Genomic DNA, 22,848 nt, shown 5'->3' with positions numbered 1-22,848 from the left:
CGGGGCCGGGCGCGCGGCCCGGCGGGCGTTGGGGCCGCCGCGCTCCTGCACCTCGCCAAGCGTGGCGACACCGCCGCCGGGAAGCTGCTGCGGGATGTTGATGACCGCGCGGCGCAGCCGGATGGTGCCGCCCAGCGCCGGTGTCACCTGCAAGGGGCCGGTGAAGCGCAGGTCGGCGTCGGTCAGCAGCGTCACCAGCTCGCTTTGCAGCGGCTGCGCGTTGCGGGCCGTGACGGAGATGTCGATGGGGATGCCGGCGGTGAAGGGCTCCAGGAAGCCCTGGGCATTGATGCTGCCCTGGCCCGCGCGGGCATTCAGCCGCTCCAGCAGGATGCGCTCGCCCTGGGCGCGGAGGCGGGCGGTGATATTGGTCAGGCGCAGCCCGTAGAGCTGGTTCCGCACCAAGCCATTGGTGAGGTCCACGGTGCCGCCAAGCTGCGGCGCGCCCAGCGTGCCGCCGGCGCTGGCATCCAGCAGGATGCGGCCCGTCACCTGGTTGGCGCCGCCGCCCAGCGTGGGCGCCAGCACGGGCGCGAGGTCGGCATTGCCCTTGATGCTGGCGGAAAGCGGAGCATCCATGGCCGGGCCCTGCGGCAGGTTCGCCTCGGCGGTGACATTGGCCAGGTTGCCGGCGCGCAGGCTGGCATTGGCGCGGATAGCGCCGGCACCGTTGCGCGTGGCCTCCACCCGCAGCGTGGCGGCGGGCCAGCCGCGCGACCAGGGTGCGGTCACGGTCAGGCCAGTGCCGTTGACCACGGCATTCACCTCGGGCGCCGAAGTGGGGCCGGTGACGCGCACATCGCCAACTACTGTGCCGCCGAACTGCGGCTCCGGCACAAAGAGATTGGCGACGGAAACGGGCAGAGCGGCCAGGGCCAGCCGCAGGTCCGCGCGCTCCGGCCCCCAGCGGCCGGAGACGGTGATACTGCCGGCGGGACGGGCCGCGAGGCGCAGGCCAGGGATTTCCACCGCGCCGCTGGGCGGCAACAGGATGCTGCCAGGGGCGGCGAGGCGGATGCCATACTGGCCCTGTGCCACATCCAGCGCCGCGAGGTCGAAGCGCATGCCGTTGTCGCCACGGGAGAAGCGGCCACGCCCATCCACCGTCGCCTGCGGCAGGCGCGCATTGGCGGCGAAGTCCAGTGCCGCATCGGTGCCGCGCAGGGTCAGCTCGGCGCCGATGGTCTGGCCGGCGGCCTGAAGCTGCTGCACCCGGGCATGGGCATCGATGCCCTGGCGGCTATTCTGCGGCACCAGCTTGGCGCCGATATCCAGCTTGCCCGCCACCTGCTGCCCGGCCAGGGCGCTCAACGGCGCCAGGTTCTCAGACTTAACAGAGGCGGTGCCGTCGAACAGCGTGCTGGCGGTGTCGAAGGTGCCGTCAGCGGCGATGTCGATCGGGCCGAACTGGCCGCGCGCCTCCTGCAACCGGATCAGCGCGCCCTCGGCGGCGGCGCGCAGGGCCAGGGTCACGGGCAGGCCCTCGGCGCGTGCGTTGAGCCGGGCGCTGCCAGCGAGGCCCATCACCGCCGGGGTTTCCACCTGCAGGTCCGGCGCCTCCAGGCGGCGGCCGGCGGCGGTCAGGCCGGGGCTGGTCAGATGCGCCGTGACGGCCGGGTTGTCCATCGGACCCTTGGCGGTGGCGCGCAGGTCCAGCGGCCCGGTGACCTCCGGGCGGATGCGGGAGGCTTCAGGCACCACCAGATGCAGCGCGAGGTCCAACTGCTCCCCAAAGGTGCCGGAGGCTTCCAGCCGCGTCGCCGCGCCATCCACCGTCAGGCTGTCGATGCGGGAAACGGTGCCGGCATATTCCACCACCGGCGCGGGGCCCAGCGCGGCATCGGCCGGGGCGGGCAGGCGCAGGCCCTGGGGCACCACGCGCAGCTTGAAGTCCTGCCCGTTGGCGATGCTGCCGTTCAGCGCGATGGCGTCCCAGCCCAGCACCTCCGGCACCAGCGGCGCGAGGCTGGCGGAGTTGTTGATATGCCCCTCGACATTCAGCAGCTCCATGCTGCCATGGGCGCTGGCCTCACCACCCGGCGCGCGCAGCCAGAGCCGGGCGAGGTTCAGGCCGCCGGCTGAAGTCTGGCTGGCATCCAGGGCGAATTCGGCCCGGGCGATGGGTGGCGGCAGCACTGTCGGCAGCGAGGCATCGCCTTCCAGCGCGATGCGGGCGGAATTGTCCGGGTTCATGGCGATGGTGCCATGGGCGGCGAAGCGGGCGGCATCGCCCACCGTCCCCTCGGCGCGCAGGGCGGCACCGCTGGCCGGGCCATCCAGGGTCAGGCTCAGGTCGGTGGCCTGGTCCGGCGCCTTGATGGCCGTGGCCAGCACGCCGCCCGGCGGCTCCTGCACCCGCAGGTTCAGCTTCAGGGCGGCCTTGGGGTCCAATCCGGCTTCCAGCGTCAATTCGCCCGGATGACCGACCCGCTCCAGCCGCAGCCGCGCCGCCAGGGCCTGCGCCACCAGGCTGGCATCACCCTCCGCCTTCAGCGCGAAGCCCTCCGGCGGGCCGGATTCCTCCACGGTGGCGGAGACCAGCTCACGCGGAATCTCGATGCGTGCGATATCCAGCGCGCGCAGGCGCACCGCCACCGGCAGGGCGGGCGGGGTAGGGATCAGCGAAGTGGGCTCGGTTGGCGGCGGCTCCGGCGGCTTCGGTTCGGATTCCGGCAGGCGCAGCAGTGCCACGCGGCTGGCGGCCACGCGGTCGATCAGCAGCTCCCGGTTCACCAGCGCCATCAGGTCGAGGTTGATCTTGGCATTCTCGACCACCAGCCAGGGGCCTTTGGCATCGGCCATGGTCAGGCGCTCGAAGCCCGGGCTGCCGGGGATGGGGCCGTTCAGCCCCTCGATGGTCAGGCCCGGCACGAAGCGCGCCGCCAGCCCGGCGATGGCCCGCTGGCCCGGCGCGGTATTGGCGCCCAGCAGCACGCCGCCCACCAGCAGAATCGGCAACAGGATCAGGACGGCCAGAACGCCGCCGACCCACTTCAATACGCGCTTCATCAGAAAGCCTGCCCGATACCGATATAAAGGCCGAAGGAGCTATCCCCCGGTTCCTTGTTCAGCGGGATGGCGACATCCGCCCGGATAGGCCCGATGGCCGTCTGGTAGCGCACGCCAAGACCGGCACCGAGCTTGAGGTTGTCGAATTTCGGCGTGGCGTCCGAACCGACCGAGCCGGCATCCACGAAGGCCGCCATGCCCCAGGGGCCGCTGATGCGCTGCCGCAACTCCACGCTGGCCTCGATCAGCGAGAGCCCGCCACGCGGCTCGTCGTTGCGCGTGCGGGGCCCGATGGACTGGTAGCTGTAGCCGCGGACGGAGCCGCCGCCGCCGGAATAGAAGCGCTTGTCGGGCGGCACGCTGTTGGTGCTGGCGCCCAGGATGCTGCCGACCACGCCGCGCAGCGCCAGGATGCTGCCCTTGTCACTGGACAGGTCGAGATAGGTGCTGGCCTGCACCCGAGTGCGGGTGAAGACCTCGCTATCCGTAAAATTGTAGATCGGGCTGGCCAGGGCGGTGACGCGCAGACCGCGGCTGGGGTTCAGCAGGTTGTCCACGTCCTCCCACCGCACCTGTCCCAGCACACCGAGCAACTGGTAATCGGTGGTGACGTCATCCTGCGTCACACGGCTGATCTCGCCGAGGGGACCGTAGGACAGTGTCAGGTGCTCGCTGACCGGCCGCTCCAGCAGGATGGAGGCGGTGAAGGCATCGCGGTCATAGGCCTTCAGCCTCTCCCGCAGCACGGCGATGTTATAGGTGATGGTCTGGTTGATGCCCAGGAACCAGGGCTGCTTCAGGCTGACCCCCACGCGGCCGCCGGTATTGTCCACGCCGTCGCCGGTGCCGAGGCGGTTGACCTCGCCCTCGACCCGCAGCTTCTCGGCGCCGCCCAGCAGGTTCCGGTGTTCCCAGAAGGCGCTGAAGGTGGGGCCGTAGCGGGTCTCGTAGGCGGCGCCGAAGCCGATGGCATGGCGCGGCCGCTCCACCACCGTGAAGGTGACGGGCAGGGCGCCGCTTTCATCCAGCCGCTCCGCCGCCCTGGCGCGCACGGTGGAAAAGACGCCCAGGTCCAGCAGGTTCTTGCGGGTCTTGTCCAACTCTTCCTGGCTGTAGGTCTTGCCGGCCAGGGGGCGGACCACATTGGCCAGCAGCCCGTCCTTCACTTGGCTCTGCCCGGTGACTTCCGGCATGCCGAACTGCGCCACAGGGCCAGGGGCGACGCGGAAGGTCACCTCCATCTGCCGCGTGTCGTGGTCCACCACCACCCGGCGGGTGATGGCGGCGAAGGGGTGGCCGGTATCGCGCAGCCGGTCGCCCAGCGTGTTCTGGGCGTCGATGATCGGCTGGGCGCGGGCGGCGTCGCCCGACTTCAGCGGCACGTCCCCGGCATCGGCCAGGGAAGCACCGGCTGGCTCCGCCACCACCATCACCGGGGCAAGCTTGTATTGCGGCCCTTTCTCCACCCGCACCACCACGGGCACCGGGTCCGGCATGGCGGCCAGCCGCTGCGCCAGGCCCGGGGTGTCCGGGGCCTCGCCGGCCAGGGTGACGCTGCTGCTGCCGGCGTAATAGCCCTCCGACCGCAGGGCATCGCGCAGGTTGCCGGCATCGCCGATGGCGCGCGCGATCAGCCCATCCGCATCCACCGTCACGCTTTCCCGCAGATTCTGCAGGGCCGAGGCGCGGCGCAGGGCATCGTCCAGGGCTTCATCCCCGGTGTCGTTGAAGCTGACCTCGTAGCTGCGCACCACTTCGGCAGGCGCCGTGGCCTCGGCGGGTGGTGTCTCCTGGCCCGGCGCGGAGGCCGGGAAGGTGGTGACGATGGGGGCGGTCAGGCCCAGGAGGAGCAGGCTGAATTTGAGACGCATGGGCTTACGGGCTATGCCCTAGCACATGGACTCCGCATTTGCCGAAACATTGACGCGTTGGCGCAGGCATCTCCACGCCAACCCCGGATTGACCCTCAATGAAGGCGGCACCGCCGCCTTCGTGGTGGAAAAGCTGCGCGAGCTGGGTGTCACCGACATCGCCGAGGGTGTTGGCGGCCATGGGGTGGTGGCCACGCTGCATCGGCCCGGCAGCAACCGCAGCGTCGGTTTGCGCGGCGACATGGATGCCCTGCCCATCGAGGAAGCGGCCCAGGACCTGCCCTGGCGTTCCACGGTGCCCGGCGTGATGCATGCCTGCGGCCACGACGGCCATACCACCGCCTTGCTGGGCGCCGCGGCGGAACTGCTGCGGGACGAGAGCTGGACCGGCACCGTGCGGCTGATCTTCCAGCCCGCCGAGGAAGGTGGCGGCGGCGCGGAGGCCATGATCAAGGACGGGCTGTTCCAGCGCTTCCCGATGGATCGCATTTTCGGCTGGCACAACTGGCCCGGCCTGCCCGCCGGCACCGTGGCGGTGCATGACGGCGCGGTGATGGCCGCCGGCAACCGCTTCCAGATCGATATCGAGGGCCATGCCGGCCATGCGGCGCTGCCGCATCTGGCGCGGGACCCGATCGTCGCCGCCGGGCATGCCATCGTGGCCTGCCAGAGCATCGTCGCCCGCGCGCTGGACCCGATGGATACCGGCGTGGTCAGCCTGACCACCATCCATGGTGGCGAGGCGCAGAACCAGATCGCTGCCCGGGTGCAGATCAAGGGCAGCATGCGCTACATCCGCGACGAAGTGGGGCAGCAGATCCGCGACGGGCTGCGGCGCGTGGCGGAAGGCATCTCGGCCACCTTCGGCGTGAAGGCGGAAGCCAGCATCCAGGGCGGCGTGCCGGTGACGATGAACCATAAGGCCGAGGCCGACATGGCGGCGGAAGCCGCGGGCGCGGTGACGCAGGTGCGGCGCGACCTGCCGCCGGCCATGACGGGCGAGGATTTCTCGCACTTCATGCACCATGTGCCAGGTGCCTTTGTCTGGATCGGCAATGGCCCGGCCGATGGCGGGCGGGAGCTGCACAACCCGCTTTACGACTTCAATGACGAGGTCCTGCCGGTGGCCAGCGGCTTCCTGGCCGAAACGGCCCGCCGCGCCCTGGCGAAGGAAGCGTGAGCAGGCGGGGGCGCGAGGGTTGCGGGCCGGCATAAGGCCACAACCACGCGCCCCGTCCTGGGTTGCGTACCGGAGGCGGGAATAACCGCCTTCCGGCCTTTTGGTTCCTTCAGATGGGCGGCAGCAGGTGGATCAGCCCCAGCGCCGCCAGGCCCAGCGCGAGCAGGGAGAGCACCACCGTCGCCGTTACCCGAGCGCCGGCCCGGGCCACCACGCGCACATCGACGCCCAGCCCCAGCGCCGCCATGGACAGCACCGTCAGGATGCCGGCCACGGTCGAGATGGGCCCCAGCGCCACTTCCGGCAGCAGCCCCACGGCACGCAGCCCGGCCAGGGCCAGGAAGCCCAGGATGAACCAGGGCACCAGCCGCGACAGCGGCGGCTTCTTGCCGCCCGCGCGGCCCGCCGCCAGCGACAGCCCCAGCACCACCGGCCCCAGCATCAGCACCCGCACCAGCTTCACCAGCGTGCCCATCTGCACGCTCAGCGCCGCGACAGGGGCGGTGGCGGCCAGCACCTGCGGCACGGCATAGACGGTCAGGCCCGCCAGGATGCCGTATTGCAGCTCATCCAGCCCCAGCAGCGGCATCAGCAGCGGCAGCAGCAGCACCACCATCACGCCCAGCACGGCGGTGAAGGCGATGGAGGAGGCCACGTCCTTGGCATCCGCGCCGATCACCGGAGCGGCGGCGGCAATGGCCGAGTTGCCGCAGATGGAATTCCCACAGGCCACCAGCACAGCCATCTTCGGCGGCAGCCCCAGCATGCGGCCAATGCCGAAGGAAAAGGCCAGCGACACCGCCACCACCACCGCGATGCCCAGCAGCAGCACCGGCCCGGCGGCCAGGATCGCCCGCAGGCTGAGCGAGGCGCCCAGCAGCATGACGGCGATTTCCAGCAGCATCTTGGCGCTGAAGGCGATGCCGGCATTGAAGCGCTTGGGCGGCACCCAGAGGCTGCGCAGCAAGGTGCCGATCAGGATGGCCAGAACCAGGCTCTCCAGCCAGGCGCGCCCGAAGAGCGCGACCTCGATGGCTTGTAGAATCTCCGCCACCAGCACCACGCCGGCGCAGAGCAGCAGGCCGGGCAGCAATTCGCGGGTCTTGGCGAGCCAGGGGAGGGATGCGCCCTGAGGGCGAGCGGTGACGGAGGACATGCAGGCAAACCGTTTCGTTTCAGCCACCTTCTGGGCCGAGGCGACTGATCAATCCAACGGGTTGTTCTTGTCATTCCGTTCGAAGTAATCGATTGGTCACATATGACCCTGGAACAGCTCCGCATCTTCCTGGCGGTGGCAGAGCGCGAGCATGTCACCCGCGCCGCCGAGGCCCTGAACCTGACGCAGTCGGCCGTCAGCGCCGCCATCCGGGCGCTGGAGAACCGGCACGGCATTTCACTCTTCCACCGGGTCGGCCGGCGCATCGAACTCACCGAAGCCGGCCGCATCTTCCGCACGGAGGCGGAGCGGGTGCTGGCCAGGGCCCAGGCGGCGGAGCTGGTGCTGTCGGAACTGGGCGGGGCGCGGCGCGGCACGCTGGCGGTGCAGGCCAGCCAGACCGTGGCCAGCTACTGGCTGCCGCCGTTGCTGGTGCGCTTCCGCGTCAGCTATCCCGGGGTGCAGGTGCGCGTCACGGCCGGCAACACCACCAGCGTGGTGCAGGCGCTGATGGATGGCTCCACCGAACTCGGCTTCGTGGAAGGCGAGGTGGAGGAACCGGCGCTGATCCAGATTCCACTGGTGGCGGACCAGTTGATCGTGGTGGTGGGGCTGGACCATCCCTGGGCTTCCGGCGAGCCCATCCCCCATGCCCGCCTGACCGAGACCGCCTGGATCATGCGCGAGCCGGGTTCCGGCACCCGCGCGGCCTTCGAGGCGCTGCTGCCGCGACTGGACCTGTCGCTGAGGGATGTGGAGGTGGCGCTGGAACTGCCCTCCAACGAGGCGGTGCTGGCGGCTGTGGAGGGCGGCGGTGGCGCGGCAGTGGTCTCAGAGCGCGCGGCGGCGCCGCATCTGGCCGCCGGGATGCTGGCCAGGGCAGGGGTGTCGCTGCCTCCGCGCAGCTTCAAGGCGCTGCGGCACAAGGAACGCTATGCCAGCAGCGCCGCGCGGGCCCTGCTGGAACTGGCGGGCTAGAAGAGCTGCTTGCCCGGCCCGTAGGGGGCGACGAATTCGTCCTTGCCGACCATGTTCAGCAGGGCGCGGGCACGCTCGTCCAACTGGTCGCGGTCAATCAGGTCGCCGCGCAGGCCGGCGACGCGGCGCTCCATGCTGTCACGCTGCGCTTCGGCCTTGGTCAGCTCGATCCGGGCCGAAGCGATCTCGGCGGCCTTGGCTTCCCGCGCCAGCGAGCCGACGCGCGGCCCGTGCACCGCATACCAGGCGAAATGCCAGCACAGCCCGGCGAAAACCGCCGGAACAAAGAGCACGCTCAGCACCCGCTTGATCGCCCGCATCGGCATCCTCTCTCACGGCCGAGTCTTGATGGGCCGTTCACGATGTCAGGTAAAAATCAGCCTTGCGCCCGGCGCAAGCCAGGAGTGCCGGGCGCAACAGGATTGCGCCCGGCTGTTGCTTCAGCGCCGCAGGATGGTACGGCCGGCGTAACGGGCTGCCGGGCCAAGCTGCTGCTCGATGCGGATCAGCTGGTTATACTTGGCCAGGCGGTCGGAGCGGGAGAGCGAGCCGGTCTTGATCTGGCCGCAGTTGGTGGCCACGGCGAGGTCGGCGATGGTGTTGTCCTCGGTCTCGCCGGAGCGGTGGGACATCACGGCGGTATAGCCGGCGCGGTGCGCCATCTCGACCGCTTCCAGCGTCTCGGTCAGCGAGCCGATCTGGTTCACCTTCACCAGGATGGAATTGCCGGTCTTCTTCTCGATGCCCTGGCGCAGGCGCTCGGGGTTGGTGACGAAGAGGTCGTCGCCCACCAGCTGCACCTTGCCGCCCAGGCGGTCGGTCAGCAGCTTCCAGCCTTCCCAGTCATCCTCGGCGCAGCCGTCCTCGATGGAGATGATGGGGAACTTGGAGCAGAGGCCGGCGAGGTAATCGACCATGCCGCCGGCATCGAGCTTCTTGCCCTCGCCCTCCATGTCATAGACACCGTTCTTGAAGAACTCGGTGGAGGCGCAGTCGAGCGCGAACATCACATCCTCGCCCACGCGGTGGCCGGCGGCCTCGCAGGCCTTGGAGATGAAGTTCAGCGCTTCCTCGGCCGACTTCAGGTCGGGGGCGAAGCCGCCCTCGTCGCCGACATTGGTGTTGTGGCCGGCGTCGTGCAGCGCCTTCTTCAGGCTGGCGAAGATCTCGGAGCCGATGCGCACCGCGTCGGCCATGGTGCCGGCGGCCACCGGCATCACCATGAATTCCTGGATGTCGATCGGGTTATCCGCGTGCTGGCCGCCGTTGATGATGTTCATCATCGGCACCGGCAGGGTGCGGGCGAAGACGCCGCCGACATAGCGGTAGAGCGGGGTGTCGTAGTGGTTCGCCGCCGCCTTGGCGGTGGCCAGCGACACGGCCAGGATGGCATTGGCGCCCAGGCGGGACTTGTTGGGCGTCCCGTCCAGCTCGATCATCGTCTCGTCGATCTTGACCTGCTCGGTCGCGTCCATGCCGGAAAGGGCGTCGAAGATCTCGCCCTCGACATTGGCGCAGGCCTTCTGCACGCCCTTGCCGTGGAAGCGGGACTTGTCGCCGTCGCGCAGCTCGACGGCCTCATGCGCGCCGGTCGAGGCGCCGGAGGGGACGATGGCGCGGCCAACCGCGCCGGAATCCAGCACGACATCGACCTCGACGGTCGGGTTTCCGCGCGAATCAAGCACTTCGCGGGCGATGATGTCGGCAATGGCGGTCATTCCGGCGATTCCTTCATGGTGGAAGTCCCCCGGCGGATAAGGCGGTATCGCCGCCAGGGCAAGGGCAGGCCGGTGAAGAGAAAGGGCCGGAGGATCAAATCCCCCGGCCCTTGGCAGGCTTCGCGCGAATACCGGCGTTCAGACCAGCAGCGCCTGCTTCACCGCGGCGCCGATGAAGCCGGCGAAGAGCGGGTGCGGCTCGAAGGGCTTGGACTTCAGCTCGGGATGGTACTGCACGCCGATGAACCAGGGGTGATCGGGGTATTCCACGATCTCCGGCAGCAGCCCGTCCGGCGAAAGGCCGGAGAACTTCAGGCCGGCTTCCTCCAGCCGCTCGCGGTAGCCGATATTCACCTCGTAGCGGTGGCGGTGGCGCTCCGTGATCTCCGAGGCGCCATAGACCCGCCGCACCAGGGAGCCCTCGGCCAGCGCGGCGGGGTAGGAGCCCAGGCGCATGGTGCCGCCCAGGTCGCCCTCGGCCGCGCGCTTCTCACGCTCGTTGCCGCGCAGCCATTCGGTCATCAGGCCGACCACCGGCTCCTCGCAGGGGCCGAACTCGGTGGAGGAAGCCTTGTCCAGCCCCACCAGGTTCCGTGCGGCCTCGATCACCGCCATCTGCATGCCGAAGCAGATGCCCAGGAAGGGCACCTTGTGCTCGCGGGCGAAGCGCACGGCCTCGATCTTGCCCTCAGCGCCACGCTCGCCGAAGCCGCCGGGCACCAGGATGCCATGGATGCCGGCCAGCCGGTCCACCGCGTTGGGCGTCTCGAAGACCTGGCTGTCCACCCATTGCAGGTTGACCTTCACCCCGTGCTGGATGCCGCCATGCACCAGGGCTTCCGCCAGCGACTTATAGGCATCGAGCAGCGAGATGTACTTGCCCACGACGGCGATGTTCACCTCGCCCTCGGGGTTGGTCAGGCGGTGAACGATGCGGTTCCAGCGGTCCAGCTTCGGCTCGCCATAGACGGACATGCCGAAGTGGCGCAGCACTTCGCGGTCCAGGCCTTCCTGGTGGTACTGCAGCGGCACGGCATAGATGCTGCTGGCATCCAGGGCCGGGATCACGCTCTCGGGCCGCACGTTGCAGAAGAGCGCGATCTTGCGGCGCTCGTTCTCGGGGATCGGGCGGTCGCAGCGGCAGAGCAGGATCTGCGGCTGGATGCCCAGGCCCAGCAGCTCCTTCACGCTATGCTGCGTCGGCTTGGTCTTCAGCTCGCCGGCCGAGGGGATGTAGGGCACCAGCGTCAGGTGCATGAAGAGGCTGCGCTGCGGGCCCAGCTCGTTGTTGAGCTGGCGCAGGGCTTCCAGGAAGGGCAGGGACTCGATGTCGCCCACCGTGCCGCCGACCTCGATCAACACGAAGTCCAGCCCGTCCGTATCGGCCGTGGCGGCTTCCTTGATGGCATCGGTGATGTGCGGGATGACCTGCACGGTGCCGCCGAGGTAGTCGCCCCGGCGCTCCTTCGCGATCACCTCGGCATAGATGCGGCCGGAGGTGTAGCTGTCCCCCTTGGTCGCATGCACGCCGGTGAAGCGCTCATAGTGGCCGAGGTCCAGGTCGGCCTCGGCGCCGTCGTCGGTGACGAAGACCTCGCCGTGCTGATACGGGGACATCGTGCCCGGATCGACGTTGAGATAGGGGTCGAGCTTGCGCAGGCGAACCTTGTAGCCCCGGGCCTGCAACAGGGCAGCGAGGCTGGCCGCCGCGATGCCTTTGCCGAGGGAGGAAACCACGCCGCCGGTGATGAAAACGAACCGCGTCATGGGCCACCTTTCTAACAAGCCGCCGGGGTCACGGGAACCCGCCAGAACGGCATCGCTGCTTTGCTGCGCCGCATCGGGTTCCCGGCCCCCGCTGCGTTCTGCTCACACAAAAAGGGCGCCGGAGGCATCGCCTCCCGCGCCCGGAACTCCCGCCGCCGGGGCGGTATCAGTTCGTCGGCACCGAGGGCTGCGCCGGAGTCGCCGGCTGGGCCGGGGTCGTGGTCGGCTGCTGCGTGGTGCTGGGGTTCGGGCCCGGCGCCTGGCTGGTCGGCACCGAGGGGATGGCCGGGCCGGGCGGCAGGTCCAGGATGGAGCCGGGGCGGGACTGGCCGCGGCCCAGCAGCGCCATGGCCAGCGCCAGCACCATGAAGAGCGTGGCCAGCACGCCGGTGGTGCGGGTCAGCAGGTTGGCCGTGCCGCGCCCGCTCATGAACGAGCCCATGCCCCCGGAGGAGCCAATGCCGAGCCCTCCGCCCTCGCTGCGCTGCAACAGCACGACGCCGATCAGCGCGAGGGTGACGAAAAGGTGCAGGACCAGCAGGACTGTCATCATGGCGGGGCCGCTTCTAGCCGCGATCAGTGCGTTTTGCCAGGGGAAGTAACAGCGGCTTCTTCCGCCGCCATGCGGAAAGCGGTGGCGACTGTCGCCGCCCGCACCGCCGCACGGTCGCCCGGGAAAACATGGCGCTCCACCCGTGTCAGCCGGCCGGCCATGGCAAGGCCGATATAGACCAGCCCCACGGGCTTGGTTTCGGTGCCGCCGCCGGGGCCGGCGATGCCGGTGGTGGAGATGCCCATGGCGGCCCCCGACTCGCGCGCGGCGCCTTCCGCCATGGCGGCCGCCACCTCACCGCTGACAGCGCCGAGGCGGGCGATCAGCGCGGGATCGACCCCGACAGACCTCGCCTTGGCCTCGTTGGAATAGGTGACATAGCCGCCCAGCAGCGTGGCGGAGGAGCCGGCAATGGCCGTCACCGCCGCCGCCACCAGCCCGCCGGTGCAGGATTCGGCGGTGGCCAGGGTGATGCCGCGCGATTGCAGGATCCGCAGCAGCAGCTCGGCCTGTTCCAGGGTCTCGGGGGGCAGCATGGCTAGAGGGTCACTCCCAGGGCGCGGGCGGCCAGCAGCAGGGCGGCGGCCAGGGCGCCGGCGATGATGTCATCCAGCATGACGCCGGCGGCGCCCTTGCGGCGGTCGGCCCAGCCCACCGGGCCGGGCTTCAGGATATCGAAGGCGCGGAAGAGCAGGAAGGCCAGCAGCACGCCCGTGACGCCCGCCGCCGGCAGCGCCGCCAGGGCGATGGATTGCCCGGCGCCTTCATCCACGACCACCCAGCCCGGGTCCTGCCGCGCTTCCGGCAAGCGGTTCAAGGCCCACCAGCCCAGCACCGAGAGCAAGGCGCCCAGCGCCAGGCTGGCTTCCCACCCCGCCAGCGCCACCGGCAGCACCAGAACCGAGCCCCAGGTGCCCGGCGCCGGCCGCAGGAAGCCCACCCCGCCCATGCTGGCGATGAAGCGCGGCGCGCCGGCCGGGATGGCGGAGGGGGGAGCTTCCGGCAGGTTGGCCGGAAGCTCGGCATGCTCGCTCATCGGGCCGCCGTGGCCGGCATCAGGCTGCCGGAGGGCAGCCAGGGCTTCAGCGGGTGGTCCAGCGCCGCGGTGCCGGGGTCCAGCGCGCGGTAGATCACGGCATTCTCCACCACCCGCTGCACGTAGTTGCGCGTCTCGTTGAAGGGGATCTGCTCGATCCAGTCGATCATGTCGCCGCCATCGGTGGTGGGGCCGAGGCGCGGGTCGCCATAGGTGACTAGCCATTCCTCCACCCGCCGCGGCCCGGCGTTATAGGCCGCCGCCGCCATGGCGAGGTTGCCGAAGCGCGCGATCTGGTCCGACAGATATTGCGAGCCGAGCATGATGTTGTGCTGCGGTTGCGTGGTCAGCCAGCCCACCTGGGTCGGCACGCCAAGCTGCCGCGCCACCTGCGCCGCCGTGCCGGGCAGCAACTGCATCAGCCCGCGCGCATTGGCGGGGGAGACGGCGGCGGGGTCGAAATTGCTTTCCTGCCGGCTGATGGCATTGATGAAGGCGGGCTCCGCCAGGCCGGTGGCGGTGACGGGGTAGGGGGCCGGGTAGCCCTCTGGAAGCAGCATCACTCCATCGATGCCGGAGCGGCGGGCGACCCAGACCGCGTGGTCCGGCCGGCCGATGGAATTGGCCAGCCGCGCCGCCAGCACCTGGGTGGCGGGGTCGGGCGCCAGGTCCTCGATCCGCAGCAGGAAGGTGCGGGCACGGTTGGTGTCGCCCAGGTCCGCTAGGGTCACCACCGCCCGCGCCAGCTCCTTGTCCAGGAAGGCGGAAGCGGCGGCGGCGCTGGGTGTGGCCGGCACGACGCCGGTGATGCGGGCGGAGACCTCCGGCGCCGTCTCCCCCAGCGCCAGGGCGCCCAGCTGGCCATAGAAGCCTGTGGGGAGTGCGGCGGCCTGCAGGTAATGCTCGCGCGCCTCGGCGGCGCGGCCCAGGGCGGCGGCGGCCCGGCCGCGCCAGTAATGGGCGCGGGTGCGGGTGATGATGCTGCTGCTCTCCTGCCCCAGCACGGCGAAGTGGCGGGCTGCCAGTGCGGGGTCGTTCAGCCTCCGCAGGGCGATGAAGCCGGCCAGGAACTCGGCATCGTGCAGGGCGGCGGTATCCGCCGGCTGGCCGTGCTTCGCAGAGACGCGCCAGGCGGCCTGGGGGTTGCCCAGCCGCAGCAGCTTGCGGGCCAGCACCTGCCGTTCCGTCCAGATGGCGCTGGCGGCCTGGGGTGTCAGATTCTCCTGCAGCGGCTCGGCGGCCTGCCAGACGGCGGCGGCCTCGGCATCCCGGTCCTTGCGGCGCAGGAAGCGGGCCCATTCGGCGGCCATGCCGAGGTCGGCCGGCCGGGCTGGCAGCCCCATCTCGGCGTCAGGGCGCTCGGCGGCCAGGGCCAGGCGCTGACTCGCGGCGGCCTGGGCCTCGGCGGGCAGCATGGGCAGCAGCCGGGCGGCGGCGGCGAATTGCCGGGCCCAGGCCAGCCGCTCGAAGCGGAAGCGGTGGTCCTCTGTGGTCAGGACAGCGGCGTTCCGGGTCAGGAAGACAGCCTCGTCCGGCCCATCCGCCGGGGCCTCGCGCCAGGCCTGCCGCAGGATGGGCGTGGGGTCCGCGCCCTGGCGCTGGCGGACATCGGCCAGGGCCTGGGCGGCGCCGAGGCTGCGCGGGCTGTCGTGTTCGTAGAGCCGCAGCACCAGCGTGTCGCTGGGCAGCAGGGGCAGCAGCTCCTCCGCCCGGGCCAGCAGCGTGGCGCGCATCGGCCAGTCCGGGTTGGCGGAAAGGAAGGCGGCGATCTCCTCCGCCGTGGCCATGCCGCGCACCTGCAGGCGCATCCATTGCACCAGCTTGGCGGCCAGCGGGTCCGCCGAGACCGCCAGGGCCTCGGCATCCGGCCAGCGACCGGCATTGGCCGCCGCGATGGCGGAGCGGCCGGCGGCGCGGGCGCCTTCATTGGCCCAGGGCTGGGCGGCGGCCGGCAGGGCCAGGCTGAAGAGCAGGGGCGCCAGCAGCAGGGCGCGGGCGGGGCGTCGAGCGGGGGCGGGCGATGTGCGGCGCATGGCGGGCGGACCCTAGCCGATCAAACCGCGCTTGTCGCGAAGGCATCGGGCACCGGGGCTGCGCGAAACATTTCCGCAACGCTTGTCCCGGAGCCTCGCCGCGCCTAGCTTCCGGCCTCTGACGCTGGCGGGATCGCCGGCGGAACCCCATGCCTCTCCCGGAAGGAAAGCCGCTCCGATGTTCAAGGGATCCCTCGTCGCGCTGATCACGCCGATGGCCGAGGACGGGTCGCTGGATGCGAAAGCCTTTCAGGAGTTCTGCGAATGGCAGATCGCCGAAGGCACCCAGGGCCTGATTCCCGTCGGCACCACGGGCGAAAGCCCCACCCTCTCGCATGACGAGCACCGCCGTGTGGTGGAGCTTTGCGTCGAGGCTGCCGGCGGCCGCGTGCCGGTCATCGCCGGCACCGGCAGCAACAGCACCGATGAGGCCATCGAGCTGACGCGCCATGCCAAGGAAGCGGGCGCGGATGCGGCGCTGATCGTCACGCCCTACTACAACAAGCCGACGCAGGAAGGCATGTTCCTGCATTTCACCGCCATCGCCGATGCGGTGGACCTGCCGGTCATCGTCTACAACATCCCCGGCCGCTCGGTCGTGGACATGTCGGTGGAGACGATGGCCCGGCTGGCCAAGCACCCCAACATCGTGGGTGTGAAGGACGCGACGGCCAATCTGGCGCGCCCGCTGCACACCCGCGCCGCCATTGGCCCGGACTTCTGCCAGCTCTCGGGCGAGGACCATACGGCGCTCGCCTTCCTGGCCGCCGGCGGCCATGGCTGCATCAGCGTCACGGCCAATATCGCCCCGCGCCTTTGCGCCGAGATGCATGCCGCCTGGGCCGCCGGAAACTTTGCCGAGGCCATGGCCATTCAGGACCGGCTGCTGCCGGTGCACGACGCGATGTTCTGCGAGACCTCGCCCGGGCCGGTGAAGTACGCCGCCAGCCTGCTGGCGAAGTCCACCGCCTTCTGCCGCCTGCCGATGGCGCCGGTGGCGGATTCCACCCGTGCCCGCGTGAAGGCCGCCATGGTCTCCGCCGGCCTGTTGAACTGAGAGCGTAATGGCCGCCAAGGACAAGAAAAAGAAATCCTCGCTGATTGCGCACGGCACCGCCGCGCAGAACCGCAAGGCGCGCTTCGACTACAAGATCGGCGAGACTTTCGAGGCCGGGATCGTGCTGGTGGGGCCGGAGGTGAAATCCCTCCGCTCCGGCCGCGCGGCCCTGGCCGATGCCTGGGCGGGTGAGCGCAACGGGGAGATGTGGCTGTTCAACTGCTACATCCCCGAATGGCAGGCCGGCAGCTACATGGCGCATTTCGAGCCGCGCCGGCCGCGCAAGCTGCTGCTGCACAAGAAGCAGGTGGAGGCCCTGACCGGCTCCATCACGCGTGAGGGCGTCACGCTGGTGCCGCTGGAGATCCTGTTCAACGACCGCGGCCTGGCCAAGGTCGTGCTGGGCGTGGGCGAGGGCAAGTCCAAGGCCGACAAGCGCCACGCCATCGCGGAGCGGGACTGGCAGCGTGACAAGTCCCGGCTGATGCGGGGCGACAAGATCTAGGCGCGTGCTCACCACGCTCGGCGTCGTCCTGCCCGTCTTCGGGCTGATCCTGCTGGGCTACCTCTGCCGGCGGGGGGACGTGCTGGGCCCGGCCTCGATGGCGGAGCTGAACCGCTTCGTGGTCTGGGTGGCGCTGCCGGCGCTGCTCTTCGACATCATGGCGCATACCAGTTGGTCCACCCTGTGGCAGCCGGGCTTCGTGCTGGCCTTCTGGCTGGGCTCCCTGCTGGTCTTCGCCGCCACGGTGGCGCTGCGCCGCGCGCTGGGCCGGCCGCTGGCGGATGCCAGCCTGGATGGGCTGAACGCCGCCTATCCCAATTCCGGCTACATGGGCTTTCCGCTCTGCCTGGTGGCGCTGGGGCCGGAAAGCCTGCCGCTGGTGACCATCGGCACCATCCTGACCGTCTGCGTCGCCTTCGCACAGGGCATCATCTGCATCGAGGTGGGCTTGCAGGAGGAGCGGCGCCCCGGCCGCCTCGCCCTCAAGGTCTGCCGTGCCCTGGCCCGCAACCCGCTGCTGGTGGCTCCGGCGCTGGGGGCGGCGGCCTCCGGCCTGGGCGTGGGGCTGCCGGCGCCGGCGGAGACCTTCCTGAAGCTGCTGGGCGCGGCGGCATCTCCTTGCGCCCTGGTGGCGCTGGGGGTGTTCCTGGCACAGCAAGGCATGGTGCGTGGGCGGGACCTGAATGCCACGCTGCTGCTCTCCTGCGGCAAGCTGGTGGCCATGCCGGCGCTGGTCTGGCTGCTGGCGGTGGCGATGCGCCTTCCCACCGCCACGGTCCACACCGCCGTGCTGCTGGCGGCCCTGCCCACCGGCACCGGGCCCTTCATGCTGGCCGAATATTACCGGCGGGATGCACGTGTCACCTCCGCGACCATTCTGGTCACCACCGTGCTCTCGGTGCTGACGGTCTCACTTTACCTGGCCTGGGCCGTTTAGCCCTTCTGCTGCCGCACCGCGCCCGAGGCGTGACGTTGATGGCGGGAAGGGCTAGCATGGTGCGTAATGAGCGACGCCACCGATGATGTCCTCGCCACGGATGTTGCCGCGGTAGCGAGGATCGACGCCGTGCCGGCCATCCTGGACGTGGTCTGCCGGACAACCGGCATGGGCTTCGCCGCCGTGGCGCGGGTGACCGAGGACCGCTGGATCGCCTGCAGCGTGCGCGACGACATCGGCTTCGGCCTCAAGCCGGGCAGCGAGCTGAAGATCGAAACCACGATCTGCAACGAGATCCGTGACAGCCGCGTGCCGGTGGTGATCGACAACGTGGCCGAGGACCCGCTCTTCTGCCGCCACCACACGCCCTCGCTCTATAAGTTCCAGAGCTATATCTCGGTGCCGGTGATGCTGCCGGATGGCAGCTTCTTCGGCACGCTCTGCGCCATAGATCCCCGCCCGATGCGGCTGAACACGCCGGAAGTCACCGGCATGTTCCAGCTCTTCGCGGACCTGATCGCCTTCCACCTGGACGCCCTGCGGCGGCTGGACACCAGCGAGGCCGATCTGCTGGACGAGCGTCAAAGCAGCGGCCTGCGGGAACAGTTCGTCGCGGTGCTCGGGCATGACCTGCGCAACCCGCTGGCTTCCATCGCCGCTGCCTCCCGCATGCTGTTGCGCATGGCGCTGCCGGATGAAGCCCAGCCCTTGATCGGCATGATCCAGAGCAGCGTCAGCCGGATGTCGGGGATGATCGACAACGTCACCGACTTCGCCCGTGGCCGCCTGGGCGGTGGGCTGGTGTTGCAGCCGCAGGAAGCCGCCCCGGTGCGGGCGATGCTGGAGCAGGTGATCGCCGAGCTTCGCAGCGCGCATCCGGACCGGGATATCGAAAGCGACCTGGACGCGGTGGGTGCGCTGCGCTGCGACCCTGGCCGTATCGGCCAGTTGCTGTCCAACCTGCTGGCCAATGCCCTGACCCATGGCGCGCCGGACAGCCCGGTGCGGGTGCAGGGGCGGATGGATGGTGCCTTCTTCGAACTCTCCGTGGCCAATGCCGGAGAGCCGATCCCGCCCGCCGTGATGAGAGAGTTGTTCCGCCCCTTCTTCCGTGCGGGCACGAAGCAGGCGGGGCAGGGGCTCGGCCTCGGCCTCTATATCGCGGATGAGATCGCCCGCGCCCATGGCGGCACGCTGGGCGCGGTGTCCTCGCTGGCCGAGACTCGCTTCACCTTCCGGATGCCGGCCGGCTAGTCACCCGGCGCCACACCGGGCGGCGGTCAGCGCCCCAGCATGAAGCGCGGGGTTGGAACCACGTCGAAGCTGACATCCTTCACCCCCGGGACCTTGGAAGCCAGCACGCGCAGCGCGCGGCAGACTTCCTCCGACCGGCAGAAGCCGTGGAACGTGACCACGCCATCCCTGACGTCGACAAAGGTGAGGTAGGTATCGGCCCAGGGCTGCTCCCACATGGCATTGACCACCTCGCGGCGGATCTCGGTATCCGGCACATCGGCCGCGATCTGCTCCGGGGAGGAAAGGATCGCCCGCATCAGGTCGGCACGCGAGACGACGCCAACCAGCTTGCCGTCACGCAGCACCGGCACGCGGCGGATGTGCTGCTGCTCCATCAGGCTGGCGATATGCTCGGCGGTGTCGCTTTCCGTGACGGTCGTGACGCGCGTGGTCATGACATCGCGGGCACGGCGGCCATGGGTGCGGGCGTAAGTCTCGGCCTGCTTCTGCCAGGCACCGAAGAGGTTCCTCAGCCAGTGGCGCGGCTTGTCCTCCGCCGCGGCCAGGCTGCGCATCAGGTCGCCTTCCGTGACGATGCCTTGCAGGCGCCCGTCGGCATCCACCACAGGGGCGCCGGAAATGCCCCGGTCCGCGAAAAGCGCGGCAATAGCGGAGATGGGCGTCTCCGGCGGCACGGTGGCCACGGAGGTGGTCATGATGTCGCTGGCGAGCATGACATTCCTCTTATGTTTTCTTCATTTCATATTGGGATGCCGGAACGTTGTTGCCAGGGTTATGGCGCAGGCATGCAGGACGCGCGGCAAGGCCGGCGCCCGAAAGGCGGGAGATGGTTGAATGGCTAAGGGAAGCTAATCCACCAGGGCGGCGGCGGGCCGGCCGGCGGGCTCTGCCGGCGGCAGGCGCTTCAGCAGGAAAAGCATGATGCCCATGGCCGGCAGCGCCGCCAGCATGGTCATGAAGTAGAAGGCTGGCCAGCCCATGGCTTCCGCCAGGGAGCCGCTGAAGGCGCCCACCGTGCGGGTGCCGACCGCCGCCAGCGAGGAGAGCAGCGCGTATTGCGTGGCCGTGAAGGCCCGGCTGGTCAGGGCCGAGAGGTAGGTCAGGAAGGCGGCATCAGCCAGGCCGTCCGTGAAGTTCTCCACGCCGGTCTGCAGGTAGAAGACGCCCATGTCGTGCCCGGCATAGGCCAGCCAGATATACATGACGTTGGAGAGCATCTGCCCCAGCCCGGTCAGCACCAGCGCCCGCGCGGTGCCGAGACGCGCCACCAGCCAGCCACCGGCCAGGGCGCCCAGCAGCGTGGCGAAGAGGCCGAAGACGCTGCCGACCTGCGCCACCTCCACCCGCGTGAAGCCGAGCTGGGTCTGGAAGGGCGTGACCATCACGGCGGCCAACGCCTCGCCCAGCTTGAAGAGTGCGACGAAGAGCAGAATGGCCAGCCAATAGGGCCGACGCATGAAATCGGTGAAGGGCTCGATCAGCGCGGTGCGGATGCGCTGGCCCAGGCCCATCCTGGCACCCGGCGGGCGTGGGGAAAGCACCTCCGGCCCCAGCCAGACGGCCAGGAAGCCCACCAGGATCAGCGCGGCGGCATAGGCGAAGGCCCAGAACCAGCCAGTGTATTCCGACAGCGCCAGCACGCCCGCGCCCACCGCCAGCAGCGCCAGCCGGTAGCCCCAGACATAGAAGGCGAGGCCGAGGCCCTGCTCGCGTTCCTCGAGGAACTCGATGCGATAGGCGTCGATGACGATGTCCTGGCTGGCCGAGAGGAAAGCCACGGCGATGGCGGCCGAGACGGTGGCCAGCGGCATCAGCACGGGGTCGGAGGCGCCCATGGCCAGGATAGCCAGCATCAGCAGCGGCTGGATCACCGCCAGCCAGCCGCGCCGCCGGCCCCAGGAGCGGAAGGCCGGCGGCATGGCATTGTCCAGCAGCGGCGACCAGACGAATTTCAGCGAATAGGGCAGGCCGATCAGCGCGGTCATGCCGATCTCGGTCAGCGAGATGCCGGATTCGGTCATCCAACGGCGCAGGATGCCCAGCACCAGCGGCAGGGGCGCCCCGGCCGAGAAGCCGAGCGCCAGCATCACGAGGAAGCGGGGATTCTTGAACAGGGCCAGCGTGCGCATCGGCCGGCAAACTGCCACGCGCGCGGCGGATTTCCTACCGCCGCGCGCGTGGGAAAGGCGTGGTTACGCCATGTTCACCATGATGGTCTTCTTGTGCGTGAAGTGCTCCAGCATGGATTCCAGGCTGGCTTCCTTGCCAAGGCCGGAGGCCTTCACGCCGCCGTAGGAGAGGTTCGGCTGCACCACCAGGTTCTGGTTCACCTGCACCAGGCCGGCTTCCAGCGCATGGGCGAAGCGCAGCGCGATCTTCATGTTGTTGGTCCAGACCGTGGCGGCGAGACCGAACTCGCTGTCATTGGCCTCGGCCAGCACGGCTTCCGCATCGTCGAAGGGGAAGACGACGGTGACGGGGCCGAAGATCTCCTCGCGCACCAGGCGGCTGCTCTTGTCCAGGCCGGTGAAGATATAGGGCTGGATGAACAGGCCCTTCTTCAGCGCCGGGTCCTTCGGCATGGCGGAGCAGGCGCGGCCGGTGGCGCCGGCGGTCTTCTCGCCTTCCTCAATGAATCCGCGCACCTTGGAGAACTGCTCGGGCGAGATGATGGTGCCGATGTCCGTCTTCTCGTCCAGCGGGTCGCCCATCACCATGGCATCGACGCGCCTGGCCATCTCGGCCACGAACTTCTCGTAGATCGGGCGCTCGACAAAGATGCGGGAGGCCGCCGTGCAGCTCTGCCCCTGGCGGGTGAAGCGCATGGAGGTGAGGGCGCCGGCCACCGTCTTCTCGAAGTCGCAGTCGGCGAAAACGATCATGGGGGACTTGCCGCCCAGCTCCAGCGTCACCGGGATCAGCTTGTCGGCGCAGCCGCGGGCGATGATCTTGCCGGTCTCGACGGAGCCGGTAAAGGTCACCTTCTTCACCAGCTTATGCGCCACCAGCGGCGCGCCACATTCCGGACCCTGGCCGGAGAGGATGTTGAACACGCCCGGCGGCAGCACGCGGTTCATCAGCTCCACGATGCGCAGCACGGCCAGCGGCGCTTCCTCGGCCGACTTCACCACCACCGTGTTGCCGGCGACGATGGCGGGCGCGGCCTTCAGCGCCATCAGCATCATCGGGATGTTCCAGGGGATGATGGCGCCGACGACGCCGAGCGGCTCCCGGATCGTCATGTTCAGCACGTCGGGGCCGAAGGGCACGGTCTCGCCCTTCAGCTCGCCGCCGAGGCCGCCGAAGAACTCGAAGATATCGGCGACGTTGTTGGCTTCGACACGGCTTTCGGTGCGCAGCGCCTTGCCGGTCTCCAGCGCCACCAGCCGGGCGAGTTCCTCGACATGCTCGCGGATCAGGTTGGCGGCCTGGTAGACCAGCGCGCCACGCTTGCGGGCGGGCACCTTGGCCCATTCCTTCTGGGCGCGGGCGGCATCGGTGACGGCGGCTTCCACATCGGCGGCATCGCCATCGGCGGCCTGGGCCACGGCCTCGCCGGTGGCGGGATTCACCACATTGAAGCGACGGCCGGATTGCGCCGGGGCATAGCGCCCACCAATGAAATGGAACCCGGAGATCGCTTTCGCCAGCGCATGCGGGTCGAGGGTCGGGGCTTCCGGCGCGGGGTTCGGGTGATCGAGCATGAACTATTCCTTCCCGGGTGACACTTTGGGGCCGCCGCGACCATGCGCTGCCCATGCCGAGGCCGCAAGTCGTCCCGGTCCAGGCCC

19 protein-coding genes are annotated in these 22,848 nt (G+C 69.8%); 6 read left to right on the top strand and 13 right to left on the bottom strand.

Features of this window, described 5'->3' with window-relative positions; all coding sequences use genetic code 11:
* Together IBL25_RS01160 and IBL25_RS01155 are read right to left on the bottom strand one after the other, a co-directional pair.
* A partial coding sequence (locus tag IBL25_RS01160) for a translocation/assembly module TamB domain-containing protein (RefSeq protein WP_187776708.1) occupies positions 1 to 3,009 on the bottom strand: 3,009 nt, incomplete at its 3' end.
* Positions 3,009 to 4,880, bottom strand: a complete 1,872-nt coding sequence (locus IBL25_RS01155; protein ID WP_187776707.1) for an autotransporter assembly complex protein TamA — start codon at positions 4,878 to 4,880, stop codon at positions 3,009 to 3,011. The genes IBL25_RS01155 and IBL25_RS01160, both read right to left, overlap by 1 nt.
* A gap of 25 nt (positions 4,881 to 4,905) precedes the next feature.
* Here IBL25_RS01155 and IBL25_RS01150 point away from each other — a divergent pair, with 25 nt between their 5' ends.
* On the top strand, positions 4,906 to 6,060 hold the full coding sequence (locus IBL25_RS01150; protein WP_187776706.1) for an amidohydrolase: 1,155 nt from the start codon (positions 4,906 to 4,908) through the stop codon (positions 6,058 to 6,060).
* Positions 6,061 to 6,169: 109 nt separating this feature from the next.
* On the opposite strand, the gene IBL25_RS01145 is transcribed toward IBL25_RS01150, so the two are convergent.
* The gene (locus tag IBL25_RS01145; protein ID WP_187776705.1) at positions 6,170 to 7,216 is read right to left on the bottom strand and encodes a YeiH family protein; all 1,047 of its coding nucleotides are present in this window, start codon (positions 7,214 to 7,216) and stop codon (positions 6,170 to 6,172) included.
* 102 nt (positions 7,217 to 7,318) lie between these two features.
* On the opposite strand from IBL25_RS01145, the gene IBL25_RS01140 reads away from it, so the two are divergent.
* The gene (locus IBL25_RS01140; RefSeq protein WP_187776704.1) at positions 7,319 to 8,194 is read left to right on the top strand and encodes a LysR substrate-binding domain-containing protein; all 876 of its coding nucleotides are present in this window, start codon (positions 7,319 to 7,321) and stop codon (positions 8,192 to 8,194) included.
* Here IBL25_RS01140 and IBL25_RS01135 read toward each other — a convergent pair.
* The 7 genes from IBL25_RS01135 to IBL25_RS01105 all read right to left on the bottom strand — a co-directional run bounded on the left by IBL25_RS01135 (position 8,191) and on the right by IBL25_RS01105 (position 15,301).
* The gene (locus IBL25_RS01135) at positions 8,191 to 8,514 is read right to left on the bottom strand and encodes an FtsB family cell division protein (protein WP_187776703.1); all 324 of its coding nucleotides are present in this window, start codon (positions 8,512 to 8,514) and stop codon (positions 8,191 to 8,193) included. The two genes, IBL25_RS01140 and IBL25_RS01135, sit on opposite strands and share 4 nt — an antisense overlap.
* A 120-nt stretch (positions 8,515 to 8,634) precedes the next feature.
* Positions 8,635 to 9,912 carry a phosphopyruvate hydratase gene (eno, locus tag IBL25_RS01130; protein WP_187776702.1) on the bottom strand — a complete coding sequence of 426 codons (1,278 nt, stop codon included), beginning with the start codon at positions 9,910 to 9,912 and terminating at the stop codon, positions 8,635 to 8,637.
* 138 nt (positions 9,913 to 10,050) lie between these two features.
* Positions 10,051 to 11,679 carry a CTP synthase gene (locus tag IBL25_RS01125; RefSeq protein WP_187776701.1) on the bottom strand — a complete coding sequence of 543 codons (1,629 nt, stop codon included), beginning with the start codon at positions 11,677 to 11,679 and terminating at the stop codon, positions 10,051 to 10,053.
* Between the two features lie 166 nt (positions 11,680 to 11,845).
* On the bottom strand, positions 11,846 to 12,232 hold the full coding sequence (gene secG, locus IBL25_RS01120; protein WP_187776700.1) for a preprotein translocase subunit SecG: 387 nt from the start codon (positions 12,230 to 12,232) through the stop codon (positions 11,846 to 11,848).
* 23 nt (positions 12,233 to 12,255) lie between these two features.
* Positions 12,256 to 12,768 carry a CinA family protein gene (locus IBL25_RS01115; protein WP_187776699.1) on the bottom strand — a complete coding sequence of 171 codons (513 nt, stop codon included), beginning with the start codon at positions 12,766 to 12,768 and terminating at the stop codon, positions 12,256 to 12,258.
* A gap of 2 nt (positions 12,769 to 12,770) precedes the next feature.
* Entirely contained in the window at positions 12,771 to 13,268 is a 498-nt protein-coding gene (locus tag IBL25_RS01110; RefSeq protein ID WP_187776698.1) for a phosphatidylglycerophosphatase A family protein, read from the bottom strand.
* The gene (locus IBL25_RS01105; RefSeq protein ID WP_187776697.1) at positions 13,265 to 15,301 is read right to left on the bottom strand and encodes a lytic transglycosylase domain-containing protein; all 2,037 of its coding nucleotides are present in this window, start codon (positions 15,299 to 15,301) and stop codon (positions 13,265 to 13,267) included. Before IBL25_RS01105 ends, IBL25_RS01110 begins: the two co-directional genes overlap by 4 nt.
* Positions 15,302 to 15,479: 178 nt before the next feature.
* Between IBL25_RS01105 and dapA the strand changes: the two genes are divergently transcribed.
* The 4 genes from dapA (at position 15,480) to IBL25_RS01085 (ending at position 19,054) form a co-directional block, all read left to right on the top strand.
* Positions 15,480 to 16,358 carry a 4-hydroxy-tetrahydrodipicolinate synthase gene (gene dapA / locus IBL25_RS01100; RefSeq protein ID WP_187776696.1) on the top strand — a complete coding sequence of 293 codons (879 nt, stop codon included), beginning with the start codon at positions 15,480 to 15,482 and terminating at the stop codon, positions 16,356 to 16,358.
* A gap of 7 nt (positions 16,359 to 16,365) precedes the next feature.
* Complete coding sequence (gene smpB, locus IBL25_RS01095; RefSeq protein ID WP_187776695.1) at positions 16,366 to 16,863, top strand: SsrA-binding protein SmpB; 498 nt, start codon at positions 16,366 to 16,368, stop codon at positions 16,861 to 16,863.
* A gap of 4 nt (positions 16,864 to 16,867) precedes the next feature.
* Positions 16,868 to 17,800 carry an AEC family transporter gene (locus tag IBL25_RS01090; protein WP_187776694.1) on the top strand — a complete coding sequence of 311 codons (933 nt, stop codon included), beginning with the start codon at positions 16,868 to 16,870 and terminating at the stop codon, positions 17,798 to 17,800.
* A gap of 66 nt (positions 17,801 to 17,866) precedes the next feature.
* Positions 17,867 to 19,054 (top strand): GAF domain-containing sensor histidine kinase, encoded by a 1,188-nt coding sequence (locus IBL25_RS01085; RefSeq protein WP_187776693.1) that lies wholly within the window; start codon positions 17,867 to 17,869, stop codon positions 19,052 to 19,054.
* Positions 19,055 to 19,080: 26 nt separating this feature from the next.
* Here IBL25_RS01085 and IBL25_RS01080 read toward each other — a convergent pair whose 3' ends face one another.
* The 3 genes from IBL25_RS01080 to IBL25_RS01070 all read right to left on the bottom strand — a co-directional run bounded on the left by IBL25_RS01080 (position 19,081) and on the right by IBL25_RS01070 (position 22,761).
* Complete coding sequence (locus IBL25_RS01080; RefSeq protein WP_187776692.1) at positions 19,081 to 19,770, bottom strand: CBS domain-containing protein; 690 nt, start codon at positions 19,768 to 19,770, stop codon at positions 19,081 to 19,083.
* Positions 19,771 to 19,905: 135 nt separating this feature from the next.
* Positions 19,906 to 21,186, bottom strand: a complete 1,281-nt coding sequence (locus tag IBL25_RS01075; protein ID WP_187776691.1) for an AmpG family muropeptide MFS transporter — start codon at positions 21,184 to 21,186, stop codon at positions 19,906 to 19,908.
* A 63-nt stretch (positions 21,187 to 21,249) separates the two neighbouring features.
* Positions 21,250 to 22,761: an aldehyde dehydrogenase family protein gene (locus IBL25_RS01070; RefSeq protein WP_187776690.1), complete on the bottom strand. Its 1,512-nt coding sequence runs from the start codon at positions 22,759 to 22,761 to the stop codon at positions 21,250 to 21,252.
* Positions 22,762 to 22,848: the final 87 nt, after the last annotated feature.

Source organism: Pseudoroseomonas ludipueritiae (genome assembly GCF_014490445.1).
Lineage (GTDB): Bacteria > Pseudomonadota > Alphaproteobacteria > Acetobacterales > Acetobacteraceae > Pseudoroseomonas > Pseudoroseomonas ludipueritiae.
This window is presented reverse-complemented; position numbering and strand designations above follow the sequence as displayed.